Below are 12831 nucleotides of genomic sequence, written 5' to 3'. Positions count from 1 at the left end.
CTACGCTGACGGTAGTGAAGGAGCCCTTCACTACCGTCAGGCGTGATCCCTGGTGACAGTGGGACGGCTGTGACATCAACGTCCCGTCTTGAAGTCCGTGAAGGCCTCCTTGAGGGACCCAGAGTCCCTCAAGGAGGCCTTCACGGACTTACCACCCACCACGCCACCTTTGCCTTACCCCTCAATAACCCTCATTAACACTCACGACCCCCTTCGAAACCGTACATACAGGGCATTAATCAGACATGAAGGCGTCCAATGGTGTCCCCTGTGGACAGTCAAGGAGGCACCACTGTCTCAGGGGGAGTCCTTGATTGCGACCAGTCCGCGAAGGCCTCCTTCGCTACCTTCAGGGCAGGGAAGGAGACCTTCACATCAGCGAGGCGATCACGCCATGTTTGCCTTACCCCTCAATAACCCGAATCGCCACTCACGAGTCACGTGACCCCGCACATGACTTCCGGCACCTGCCGAAATGCCCCCTAGCGCCCGAACATTGCTCCCGTCGCACCGAACCGCGAGGGAGCCCACGATGAACCACACGACAGAACCGAAGACCCGGAACCGAGCCGTCCTGCACTTCACCCGCCACGCCGTCGAAATGCTGGTGGCGATGATCGCCGGGATGATCCTCCTCGAACCTGTCTGGTCGTTCGCTTGGCCCGACCTCGCGAAGAACGTGACCGCGAGCGCGTTGGTGATGGCGACGAACATGTCGCTCGGTATGGCGCTGTGGATGCGGATCCGGCGGCATGGCTGGGCGTCGATCGCGGAGATGTCGGCCGCGATGTACGTGCCGTACGTGATCTTCCTGCCGTTCTTCTGGACCGGCCTGGTCTCCGGATCCACCCTGATGACGGCCGGGCACGTGCTGATGGTGCCGTCGATGCTCGTGGCCATGCTCCGCCGTCGCGCCGAGTACGGAGCCTGACCATGCGTGGCTTCCTCCGCGGCACGCTGACTGTGCTCGCGTTCGTGCTCGCCGCATTGGCCCTGCCGCTCACCCTCGGCGGTGTCACGCTGAGCGCCAGTTTCGAAGACCGCTACACCCCGAGAACCGACGGGATCTCGCCGCAACCGGTCCGCCGGGCGCACGATCCCGCCAAGCCCACCGCGGTAGTCGTCGTGGGGAACAAGGGCGCCGTCGTCTCGGACGCGCTCGCCCCGTACGAGGTCCTGGCGGCGAGCGGCGCGTTCAACGTCTACACGGTCGCTACCGAAGTCCGGCCGGTGACCCTCACCGGTGGGCTGGATCTCGTCCCGGACCTCAGTTTCGCCGATCTCGACCGGCTGCTCGACGACGCCGCCCCGGACGTCGTCGTCGTGCCCGCCCTGCCCGATCTCGGCGAGCCGACCACCCGCCCGGTGACCGAGTGGCTGCGGCGGCAGTCCTCGAAGGGTGCGCTGCTCATGAGCGTCTGCAACGGTTCGGGCGTTCTCGCCTCGGCCGGGCTTCTCGACGGCCGCCGCGCTACCGCGCACTGGATCCGTATCGACAGCTTCGACGACGAATTCCCCGCCGTGGACTGGATTCGCGGCACGCGGTACGTCGACGACGGCAGCATCGTGACCACGGCGGGGATCCTGTCCGGGATCGACGGCGCGCTCCACGTTACCGAGCGGATCGCCGGCCCGGACGTCGCCCGCCGGACCGCCGACGCGGTGGGCTGGGCCCACTACTCCCCCGGTGTCGCCGCCTCGATGGCGCAGAACACCTTCGAGGCCGCGGACACCGTCGTCGGGTTCAACACCGCGTTCCGCTGGGACAAGCCGGTTCTGGGAGTCCTGCTGACCACCGACATCCGGGAGCTGGAACTGACCGCGGCTTTCGACACCTACGGCGAATCGCTGGCCGTGCGCACGATGGCCGTCGGCCTGGACGGCGCTCCGATCCAGTCACGGCACGGGCTCACCTTTGTTCCGCGGGGCACTCCGGTCGCGGACGATCTCGACCGGCTGATCGTGCCCGGGGCCGGCGCCGCCGCCGGGCACGTCGCCGATCGGTACTCCGCGCTCTCACCGGTGTACCTGCACGAAAAACCGGGCTTCCCGTTCGACGCCGTACTCCAAGACCTCGTGCGCGTCACGGACACCGCGACGACACGCTGGACGGCGAGGACACTGGAGTATCCGACCGGACATCTGACGCTCAGCGGTTCGGCCTGGCCGTGGGCGATCACCCTCCGGCCGTTCGGGCTCGCGGCCCTCGGCCTGCTCGTGGCGTTCGGGATCCGCGCGCTCGTCCGGCGCCGTGGTCAGTTTCCGTAACCGGACAAATTGCTCCCACTGGCCCTGGTGGTCCGGTGACGGGTCGGCGAGGATCGCCCGATGCGCGACGGCAAGCTGTTCGACCTGATCGCCCGCGGCGGGCTCGTCTGTTACTCCGTCGTCCATCTGCTCGTCGCGTGGCTCGCGGCGCAGGTCGCGCTCGGCGACCGGGCCAAGGCCGACAAGGCGGGCGCGTTGCAGGTGGTGGTCGCGAACGGCGGCGCTTGGCTGCTCTGGCTGATCGCGGTGGGTCTCGCCGTACTGGCGCTGTGGCAGTCGAGCGAGGCCATCACGGGGCACCGGCACGTGAAGGCCCGGCGGCGCACGGTGCGCCGGATCGTCAGCGGGATCGAAGTCGTGCTCTACGGCTTGGTCTCCTACAGTGCGGTGAAGGTCGCCGTCGCGGGTGCCGACGACGGGCAGGCTTCGCTGGTCGCGCGGATCCTGGCGGAGTCCTACGGCCCGGGGCTGGTGACCGTCGTCGGAGTCGTCGTCGTCGCGGTGGCGGTGTTCCTCGCGCAGCGTGGACTCCGTAAGACGTTCGTCCGGGAGCTCGATTTCGGCGACGCCCCCGCGAAGACCCGGACCACGACCATCCGGCTCGGCCAGGTCGGCTGGATCGCCCTCTCCGCCGCGTACGGAACCATCGGCGTCCTGACGGTCATCTCCGCGGTCACCTTCGACCCCGCGAAGGCCGGCGGTCTCGACGCCGCGTTGAAGACGCTCGTCGCCCAGCCCTACGGTGGTCCCCTGCTTCTCGCGCTCGCGGCCGGGATCGCCGCGTTCGGCGCGTTCGCGCTGCTGGACGCGCGGTTCCGCAAGATCTGATCTGCCCGGCCCGCCGACCTGTGGCACGGTGAACCCCTCAGGAGGTCGTGATGGCAGGTGTGGTCGAACGGATCCGCGAGCAGGGCGAGGACGGTCGGCGGGCACGCATCGTAGAGGTGCTGGTGGAGGCCTTCGATGACCTCATGCGCGCCGACGCGGACGCGTTCCGCCGGAAATTCCGCAAGATGGCCGCCGCGCCGTTCGCGTTCTATCGCGGCTCGGCATGCCTGTTCTACGCGGACATGGCGGACGAGGACGACCCTTGGGCGAACGACCAGACCAGCCGGGTGTGGATCCAGGGCGACCTGCACGCCGAGAACTTCGGCAGCTACATGGATTCGTCCGGGACGCTCGTGTTCGACGTCAACGACTTCGACGAGGCTTACCTCGGCTGCTTCACGTGGGACCTCAAACGGCTGGCCGCCAGCGTCGCGTTGCTGGCCTGGAGCAAGGCGATCTCCGACGACGACATCGCGACGCTGATCGGTACCTACCTGCGCGCCTACGTGAAACAGGTACGGCAGTACGCCGAGCGTCCCGGTGACGAACTCGTCCGGCTCCAGCTGGACAGCACCGAGGGCGTTCTGCACGACGTGCTGCTGCGGGCCCGGTTGAAGACCCGGATCGACCTGCTGGACGAACTGACCGTTGTGGAGAATTACGACCGCCGGTTCCGGCACGGCCCGGGCGTCCGGGTGCTCGAAGACGCCGAACGCGAGACCGCGGTCAGCGCTTTCGAGTCCTATTTGGACACCATTCCGGAGAGCAAGCGGTTCGGCAGCATCACCTATCGGGTCAAGGACATCGTCGGCCGGACCGGGTTCGGCATCGGCTCGGCCGGGCTTCCCGCGTACAACATCCTCGTCGAAGGGCGGACACAGGCGCTGGAGAACGACGTCGTCCTGTCGATGAAGCAGGGCAACGTCGCCGCGCCGAGCCGGATCGTGGCCGAACAGAGCATCCGCGACTACTTCACCGACGAGGGGCACCGCACCGCAGTCTCGCAGCGTGCCCTGCAGGCGCACGCGGATCCGTGGCTCGGTCACACGGAAATCGGCGGGACCGGCTTCGTCGTGTCGGAGTTGTCGCCCTATGTCGACGATCTCGACTGGTCGGATCTGACCGAACCTGCCGAGATGCGGCCGGTGCTCGATTATCTCGGCCGGGCCACCGCGAAGATGCATTGTGTGTCCGATTCGGACTCCGAGCAGACTCTGGTCGATTTCCAGAGCGAAGCGGCCATCGCCGAAGTGATCGGCGACCGCGAGGACGAGTTCGTCCGCGAGCTGACCGACTTCGGGATGGCCTACGCCGCGCAGTCCCGTGAGGACCACCGGTTGTTCGTGGACGCCTTCCGTGGCGGCGAAATCCCCGCCGTCCGGCCCGCCGCGAAGGGCTGACCGGACGACGGGGAGAGCGCTACTCGCGGAGACCGATCGCCTCGATCGGCTTGGACCGCAGCGCCACCCGCGTGGCCAGGCCGAGCGAGACCAGGCCGAGCAGGATCGCCCCGGCGATGACCCCGCCGAAGACGGCGATCGGTCCGGACGGCAACGGGGTCCCTCGCAGGCCGAGGTTCAGCACGACGAGGGGGATCCCCGCCACCACCGTGCCGAGCACGGCCGCGACACCCACGGTCGCCAGCGCTTCGAAGCGCATCATCCGCACCACCTGGCGCTTCGTGGTACCGATCAGCCGCAACAGCGCGAACTCCCGCGAGCGCTGCGCCGTGCTCATCACCAGCGTGTTGGCCACCGAGATCACGACGTAGCCGAGGATCACGCCGACCGCGACCAGGTTGACGTAGAACTGGGCCTGCTCCTGGCCTCCGCCGGGCGCGGCGACCGACGATCCCGGAGCCACGGCCAGTCCCGGATAGCGGGCCGCCAGGTCGCGCAGGGCGGCGTCGACGGTCGCGGGGTCGGCGCCGGGCTCGTCCCGCACCAGGACCGAGTCGTCCATCCGGTCCCCGGTGTGTGCCCTGGCCAGGTCTGCGGGCAGCAGGTAGCGGCCGAACGCCTGATCTCGGGTGTAGGTGGCGACCAGCCGCAGTTTCGCCGGAGTGCCGTCACCGAAGTAGAACTCGACCTCGTCGCCGATCTTCTTCTCGTACCAGTCGGCTTCCGGCTCGCTCATCGCGACGGTGTTCCCGGTGAGGTCGGTTATCCGGCCCGACACCAGGCCAAGGTCAAGGTTGCCGCGCACCTGGCCGCCATCCAGACCCTGTGCCGCGTACCGCTCGACCCGCACGCTGTCCTGCTCCTGGACGGTGTTCACCACCTCGGTCCGCACGACCGGGGTCGCCGCGGCCACACCGGGAATCCGCCGCGCCGCTTCGGCGACTTCCGGGGAGAGACCGCCGGTGGCGCTGGAGAGGACGTGGTCGGCGGTGGTCGACTCCACGGTCTGCTCCTGCCGGGCGGCCGCGGCCGTGGTCTGGCTGTAGAACATCGTCAGCGCGAACGAGACCGCCAGCATCACCGGGGTGACCGCGGCGGCCAGCCGCCGTGCGTTCGCCTGGCTGTTGGCGGCGGCCAGGTACCCGCTGATCCGGGAGGTCCGGACCAGCACCGGGGCGATCAGCCGCGTCATGAACGCGACCACCTTCGGACCGAGAACGGCCAGCCCGATCACGATGATCAACGCCGAACTCGACGAGGCCGCCAGAGCCGGTTCACCACGCAGGAAGATCGGGATCAGCGCGCCAACGAGGCCTGCTACCACCAGCGCGGCGCCGATGGCGGTGCGTACGCGGCCGAGTTCACGGCGTTCCACCGCGGCTTCGCCGAGTGCTTCGACGGGACGGATCGACGACGGGCGCCGCGACGCCGACCACGCGGCCAGCCGGGCCGTGCCCAGCCCGAGCGCCAGCGCGGCGATGAGCGGGAGGGGGCTGATCGCCAGCTCGAAGTCCGGCGGGATCACCCCGATGGCACCGAAGGCGTTCCGCAGTCCGTAACCCACCGCGACGCCAAGACCACTGCCCAGCACTCCCGCGATCACCGCGACCAGCATCGTCTCGGCGCCGATGAGCTTGCGGATCTGCTGAGGGGTCGCCGCGATCGCCCGCAGCAGCGCGAACTCCCGGCGGCGCTGGTTGATGACCAGTGCCAGCGTGCTGGCGACGACGAACACCGCGATGAGGAGCGCGAAGCCGCCGAACGAGCCCGCCAGCGCCATCAACAACATCCGGGTCTGGCTGACGTCGAGGAATTCGACCGTGCTGCGCTCGACCCCGGTCGCCACGGTCACCTTGTCGGTGCCCACCGCGTCGCGGATCTTCTCCGCCAGGTCGCCCGGTGAGACGCCCGGATCCGCGAGCACGCCGATCGCGTGGGCTTGCCCGGGGGTACCGGCGAGTTCGGCGGCCTTCTCCTGGGAAAAGAACACCGCGGACTGCCGGGTGAGTCCGTTCCCCGATTTCGGGGCGGCGATCCCGGCGACCCGGAATTCCACCGGAGCCGAGCGGACCGCGATCCTCACCCGCTGACCGACGGTCACCCCGCTCCGGGACGCCAGGTCCGCGTCGAGGACGACGTCGTCGGTACCGGTCGGCGCCTGGCCGTCACGAAGCGAGAACGGCGCCAGTGCGGCGGCTTCCCAGTTGTGTCCGAGCGACTGGCCACCGTCCGGCCCGGTCAGCGCCCGGCCGTCGGCCGTGACCACGTTGGCCGGGAAGCTCTGCTCCGCGACCACGCCGCGAACCCCAGGCACCCCGGTGATCGCCCCGGCGAGCGAGACCGGCACCGAGGCCTGCTCGGCGACCTGCTGGGTTTCGAGCGCACCCGCACCCGGCGGGTCGACCGTCTGCTGACCGCCCACGACGACCGCCGCGTCGGCGTAGCGCTGCGTCGGAACCCCCGCCCGGAGGCCCGATTCCATCAGCACGCCGCATCCGGCGACCAGCGCGGTCCCGCAGAGGATCGCGACGAACGCGCCGACGAACCCGCTCAAGCGGGTTTTCATCGTCTGCCATGCCAAGTCCCACATGACGTCACCACTCCCCGAGATGGGTCATGCGCTCGGCGACGCGTTCCGGCGTGGGCTGCTGAAGGTGACCGGCAAGCTTGCCATCGGCCAGGAACAGCACGCCGTGGGCGGCCGACGCCGCGACCGGGTCGTGGGTGACCATCAGCACGGTCTGCCCCATACCGTCCACAATGGAGCGGAGCAGGTCGAGGACCTGGCGCGCGGTGCGGGTGTCCAGCGCCCCCGTCGGCTCGTCGGCGAGGACGACCTCCGGCCGGGTGATCAGCGCGCGGGCGATCGCGACCCGCTGCTGCTGGCCGCCGGACAGTTCCGACGGACGGTGTTCGAGCCGCTTCGCGATCCCGACGCTCTCGACGATCTGTCGCAGCCACTGCGGGTCGGGCTTCCGCCCCGCCAGCCGCATCGGGAGCGTGATGTTCTGCAGCACGTTCAACGACGGCAACAGGTTGTAGGCCTGGAAGATGAACCCGATCCGGCTCCTCCGCAGCTCGGTGAGCGCTTTCTCCCGCATCTTGCTCAGTTCCGTGTCCCCCAGCAGCACCCGTCCCGAAGTCGGCCGGTCCAGTCCGGCCGCGCAGTGCAGGAAGGTGCTCTTGCCCGAGCCCGACGGGCCCATCACCGCGGTGAACGTGCCTCTGCGCACGCCGACGGTCACCCCGTTCAAAGCCGTGACCGCGCCGTCACCAGAACCGTAGACCTTGCTCACGGATTCCAGTTCCAAGGCGCACGTGCCCCCTGCGTTCATCATTTCCCCTTAAGCGGTGGTGATCTCTCTCCACAGAACCTACGGTCGTGAAGGGCCCGGAACGATCCCGCGTGAGGGAAGACTCGTGGTAGCGCTGGCACCACCATGACCGCCCCGCCCTATGTCGTCGAGCTGGCCACGGTCGACGGGCGGACGACGCTGAGTTCGTCGGGGATCATGCTCGCCGGTGCCCGGCGGCTGGCCGGACGAAGCAGGCGGATCGCCTCGGTGTGCACGGGCACGTTCGTGCTGGCGGCCGCCGGATTGCTCGACGACCGGCGGATCACCACGCATTGGGGATACGGCGAGTTGCTCGCCGCGACTTTTCCCGCGCTGATCGAGGACGACCACGGTCCGACACTGGCCTGCGAGCTGGTGACCTAGGGGTTCGCTCGGCGTCCGTTACGTACCCGAGCGCTACGTTCAGGTCGGCAAGGTCGTCACCGCCGGCATGCCCCGGAATCAGGGCAGCGACCGGACACTCCCGCTGCCCGCCGAGTACGGGAGACCATCACGAATCGGCGGTATGATCCCATCGTCCGGTCTCTCGGCGCACGGTCTCCGTGTCCAGTCGCCAGCCGTGGAATCGTGGCTCCGTAAGCAGCATCGAGATGGTGTCGGCCGCCTCCGGGCAACCCACGGCGGTATGCACCCGCACGTGGTGGAGGTCAGGACTGATGGTGACACAGCAGGCCAGTCCCAGCTCGAGGCAAAGGCGCGCGGCGACTATCGCCGGATCGCTGGCGCCAGGACTGACCTGGCGAAGGGATATCTCGGCCACGCCTCCGTCGTTCCTTCCGTCGTCGCCCATCATGACGCGTTCCGCCGTTCGATGGTGTGCCGAGAGTGGTCAGGTAGTTGCCAGGCGTGTCAGCAACCGGTCACGCAGAGGTACTCGGTGGCTCTGACCGATCTCGGCTTCACACCGCTCGCGGAACGTGTCTACCGCGCGCTTCTGGACAACCCGGAGCTGGACGTCGCCGCTTTGTCGTCCGCTCTCGCTTGCGAAGCCGGCGAGCTCGCCGCCGCGCTGACGGCGCTCGCCGAACTCGAGGTGGCGACCCCGGATGACGGGGCGCCTGCCGGGGTGACGCTGAAGTATCCGGCGTCCGCACTCGGCGAGTTGATCGAGCGTCGCGAGGACGAGCTGCTGAACATGCAGCGGAAGGTGGGCGACACCCGGGCCGAAGTCGCCAAGCTGACCGAACGGTATTCCGCCCGTCCTTGGTCGGTCGACCCCGCGACCGGGCTGGAGCGGATCGAGGATCTCGACCAGGTCCGCCAGCGGCTCTCGGAACTGGCGTTCTTCACCCGGCGCAGTGTCTGGTCCGTGCAACCCGGTGCGTCCATCAGCCGCTCGGCGATCGAGGCGAGCAAGCCCCTGGACCTGCGGGGTCTGCGCCGCGGCATCGCTGTCCGCACCATCTACAACACCGGCGCGCTCGACGACGAGGTATTCCTCGACTACGTACAGGAGGTGACCGCGGCCGGCGCGGAGATCAGGGTCACGGACGATCCGATCGAGCGGATGGTCATCATGGACGACGTCGTGGCCGTGCTGCCGATCGATCCGCAGAACAGCGGTCAAGGAGCGCTGATCGTCCGCCAGCCCGGCCTCATCGTGGGTTTCCTGAGGCTGTTCCACCGGTTGTGGAACGAGGCCTCCGTGTACCCACCGCCGAAGACCGACGCGGGCGGCCCCAGCGGCGAGGACCGCAAGGTACTGGCGTTACTGGCGGAGGGCAGCACCGACGAGGTCGCCGCGCGCGTGATCGGCGTATCCGTCCGCCATCTCCGCCGCCGGGTGGCGCGGCTGATGATGGAACTGGGCGCCGGCAGCCGGTTCGAGGCGGGTGTCGAAGCGGCGCGCCGCGGCTGGATCTGACCTCATTACAGTCACCTTGCTGCCAGCAGGTGTCCTCTTGCTGACCAGCGGAAGACTTCCGGGCATCCCCCTCACCTGACAAAGTCTGCTCAACGCAGTCGAGAACGAGGGGTGGAAAAATGAGGATCGCACAGCTCCGAAGAATCGCTACCGGTGCCCTGCTCGCGTTGGTGCTCTCGGTGGGCGCGGCGGCACCCGCGCTCGCCGACGACGTCCCGAATCCGACGGACCCGCCGGGCACGGGTTTCATGTGGGACTGCGGGGGTGTCCGCTCCGCCACGCCTTGTCCTCCCCCATCGAACAACAGCTGATCCCACCGCGGTTTCTCTCGCGAGGGTTCGTCGTCCTGAGGGGGGAACGATGACAGCGCACGATGGCGGTGTGTTCAGCGAGCGCCACGGTGTCCTGGCCGAGTTGATCGCCATGGCACACGGGGCCGCTCCGGTGCGGATCGCCGTGGTGACCGGGGAGGCGGGCAGCGGGAAATCGACCCTGCTGCGCGCTTTCCTGGACAAGGCCGCGGACGGTGCCGACGTGCTGTACGGCCGCTGCGACCCGTTCAGCGCCGCACGGCCGCTGGCACCGCTGTTCGACCTGGCCCGCTCCGGTGGCGTGGCGCTGACCGCGCCCGCCGGGGGCCGCGCCGAACTGTTCGACGGATTCCTGACCGCCCTGCGCGGTCGTACCAGGCCGGCGATCCTCGCGCTGGAGGACGTGCACTGGGCGGACGACGCGACGCTCGACCTGCTGTCGTTCGTCGCGCGCAGACTGGACGAGGTCGACGCCTCCGTCGTGGTGACCTACCGCGATGAGGAGATCAGCGGGACGCACGGGCTGCACGCGGTCCTCGCCGGGATACCGTCGGACCGTATCCGCCACTTTCCCTTGCCCGCCTTGGCGGAGACGACCATCGAAGCCTTGGCGGCCGAACTGTCGACGACCGTCGGCGAACTGCGACGGCAGACCGGCGGGAACCCGTTGCTGATCGGTGAAATCGCCCGGCACGGGGAAGCGGCCGCCGAGTCGATCAGGCTGCGGGCACTGGTCGCTTCCCGGCTCGCCGTCGCGGATCCGGCGGCGATCGACCTGGTCAACCAGGTCTCCGTGAGTCCCGACGGGGTCGAGGCAGGTCTTCTCGCGGGCCGCGAGGACCTGCTGGACACCGGTTTGCTGGAGCAGCGGGAAGATCGGCTCTTCTTCCGGCACGAGCTGCTGCGACTGGTGGTCGAGCGCTCTCTGCCGGACCATCGCAGGCGCGCGCTCCATCGGCGGCTGCTGGCAGAACTGTCCACAACGGACTCTCCTGATACCGGCCGGCTGATTCGGCACGCACGTGCCTGCGGAGATCTCGTCGCGCTGGCCGGATTCTACCGGGATCTGGGCCGGGTGACCGAGGCCAGAGCGGCCGCCTCCGACGCCGAATCGGCCGCCGCCGCCCGAGGGGCGAGTGCCCAGCTGGTCGCGGCCCGCTGTGCGCGCGCCGAGTCGGACGTCCTGGCAGGCAGGTACGCCGAGGCGGAGATCGCCGTCCGGCACACGGTCGACCTGGCGGCGAAACTGGCGCATCCGCTCGGTATCGCCCAAGCCGAATCGATGCGTTCCCTGGTCGAGTACGGCAAGAACCCTTCGGCCAGACCAGATCTGCTGAACGCGGTTCGCCGGCTTCAAGACCACGGCCGGGTCGCCGACGCCGTCCGCATCCTGACCCAGCTGTGCTCGGACGAAGCCGGACGGCGCGAACTCGATCTGTGTGACCGCGACCTGGTGCGCGCGTTCGCCCTCGCGACCGGACATCGGCTCGCCACGTGTCAGCTGCTCTCGGTTCGGTCCTGGTCGCGCTTCGCTTCGGGTGACTGGGCGCGCGCGGAGGAGGACGCGGTCGCCGCCGGGGAACTCCTGCCCGCTCGTTGTGTGCTCGCGCGGTTGAATGCCCGCCGGGGCACCCCGATGTCGCTCGCGGCGAGCACGGATCCCGAACTTCTGCGCGATCGCGTGCTGCTCGCCGTCGCGCGGGCCGAGTCCGCGTGGCTCAGCGGTGATCGAGGTCTCGAAGCGGACGAGCTGCGGCAGGTGTTCCGGCTGGCTCTGCGGGCAAGACATCCTTGGTACGCCGGGGAGCTGGCGCTGTGGTTGCGGCGGGCGGGGGAAGTGACGCCCGCCCTCGACTGGTTCGCCGAACCGTACCGGTTACTGGCCGCCGGACAGTGGCGGCAAGCGTCGGACGCCTGGACCGAACTCGGCTGCGCCTACGAGAGCGCCGACAGTCTGGCGATGAGCGGCGAGCAAGGTGCGTTGCACGCACTCGAGATGTTCGACGGGATCGGTGCCGGCGGTGCCGCGCGGCGGGTGCGGCAATACCTGCGGCGCAACGGTGTCCGCCGGATCCCGCGCGGGCCCCGTCCGGCGACGGCGGCGAATCCGGCGGGACTGACCCGCCGCCAGGCCCAGGTGCTGACCTGTGTCGCGTCCGGGCTGAGCAACGCGGGCATCGCCGAACGCATGCATCTTTCGGTCCGCACGGTGGATCACCACGTCGCCGCCATCTTGACCAAACTGGCCGTGGGTTCCCGGCGCGCCGCCGTGTCCGCCGCGATCGACCTCGGCATTCTTCCGGAGTTTTCGGTGGGCGGCACCGGCCGCTGAGCGGGCAGGCCAACCATTCACGAAACCAATATAGGCAGAAATTACCCATGTGCCGACGGCGACCCGAGGATAGATTTGTTTCACCGGATGAAAACTTCCGGAAAGTTCACTCGGTTTCCGCGAAAAGGGAGAAGAAATGAACCTCAATCTGGACGACCTGAACCTGGACGAGCTCGACGTCACGTCGCTGCGCGACACCGTCGCGCTGCCGGAAACCGCGGCCTCCTCCAGCAACAACGGTTCGGGCACCAACACCGGTTCGTGCACCGACCCCGCGTGATCTCACCGGGATCCTGACGAACAGGTGTCACCCCGGCGACGACCGCCGGGGTGACACCTCCCCTCGGTGAAAAAACGGCACGAAGGAGCGAGTCATGCGGCAGCCTCACTTGTCGGTCACCGAATCGGTGACCGATCGAACAGAGATCGCTCCTTATGCCCTCGTTCGCACGACGCTTTCCGGATTATGGCC

Annotated in this window: 10 protein-coding genes and 1 pseudogene; 9 read left to right on the top strand and 2 right to left on the bottom strand. The window is 68.7% G+C overall.

Annotation, left to right across the window (positions count from 1 at the left end):
• Nucleotides 1–532: 532 nt before the first annotated feature.
• Genes ACZ7KI_RS28060 through ACZ7KI_RS28045 form a run of 4 tightly spaced genes read left to right on the top strand, consistent with a single transcriptional unit; the run spans nt 533 to nt 4496 of the window.
• Nucleotides 533–931, top strand: a complete 399-nt coding sequence (locus ACZ7KI_RS28060; protein ID WP_470276054.1) for a hypothetical protein — start codon at nt 533–535, stop codon at nt 929–931.
• 2 nt (nt 932–933) lie between these two features.
• On the top strand, nt 934–2268 hold the full coding sequence (locus tag ACZ7KI_RS28055; protein ID WP_470276053.1) for a DJ-1/PfpI family protein: 1335 nt from the start codon (nt 934–936) through the stop codon (nt 2266–2268).
• Nucleotides 2269–2328: 60 nt separating this feature from the next.
• Entirely contained in the window at nt 2329–3096 is a 768-nt protein-coding gene (locus ACZ7KI_RS28050; protein WP_470276052.1) for a DUF1206 domain-containing protein, read from the top strand.
• Between the two features lie 50 nt (nt 3097–3146).
• Nucleotides 3147–4496, top strand: coding sequence for a DUF2252 domain-containing protein (locus ACZ7KI_RS28045; RefSeq protein WP_470276051.1), 1350 nt, complete (start codon nt 3147–3149; stop codon nt 4494–4496).
• Between the two features lie 19 nt (nt 4497–4515).
• Here ACZ7KI_RS28045 and ACZ7KI_RS28040 read toward each other — a convergent pair whose 3' ends face one another.
• Both ACZ7KI_RS28040 and ACZ7KI_RS28035 read right to left on the bottom strand, forming a co-directional pair.
• Nucleotides 4516–7086 carry an FtsX-like permease family protein gene (locus tag ACZ7KI_RS28040; protein WP_470276050.1) on the bottom strand — a complete coding sequence of 857 codons (2571 nt, stop codon included), beginning with the start codon at nt 7084–7086 and terminating at the stop codon, nt 4516–4518.
• 4 nt (nt 7087–7090) lie between these two features.
• Entirely contained in the window at nt 7091–7831 is a 741-nt protein-coding gene (locus tag ACZ7KI_RS28035; protein ID WP_470276115.1) for an ABC transporter ATP-binding protein, read from the bottom strand.
• A 114-nt stretch (nt 7832–7945) separates the two neighbouring features.
• Here ACZ7KI_RS28035 and ACZ7KI_RS28030 point away from each other — a divergent pair.
• The 5 genes and pseudogenes from ACZ7KI_RS28030 to ACZ7KI_RS28010 form a co-directional block, all read left to right on the top strand.
• Nucleotides 7946–8206, top strand: a pseudogene (locus ACZ7KI_RS28030) (DJ-1/PfpI family protein); the annotation flags it as partial.
• Nucleotides 8207–8729: 523 nt separating this feature from the next.
• The gene (locus ACZ7KI_RS28025) at nt 8730–9716 is read left to right on the top strand and encodes a hypothetical protein (RefSeq protein ID WP_470276049.1); all 987 of its coding nucleotides are present in this window, start codon (nt 8730–8732) and stop codon (nt 9714–9716) included.
• 119 nt (nt 9717–9835) lie between these two features.
• A complete protein-coding gene (locus tag ACZ7KI_RS28020) occupies nt 9836–10027 on the top strand; it encodes a hypothetical protein (protein ID WP_470276048.1) in 192 nt (63 codons plus the stop codon).
• A 49-nt stretch (nt 10028–10076) separates the two neighbouring features.
• On the top strand, nt 10077–12359 hold the full coding sequence (locus tag ACZ7KI_RS28015; RefSeq protein WP_470276047.1) for an AAA family ATPase: 2283 nt from the start codon (nt 10077–10079) through the stop codon (nt 12357–12359).
• A gap of 136 nt (nt 12360–12495) precedes the next feature.
• On the top strand, nt 12496–12639 hold the full coding sequence (locus ACZ7KI_RS28010; protein WP_145926689.1) for a thiazolylpeptide-type bacteriocin: 144 nt from the start codon (nt 12496–12498) through the stop codon (nt 12637–12639).
• Nucleotides 12640–12831 lie beyond the last annotated feature (192 nt).

The organism is Amycolatopsis sp. NPDC039088, from assembly GCF_055598845.1.
This window is presented reverse-complemented; position numbering and strand designations above follow the sequence as displayed.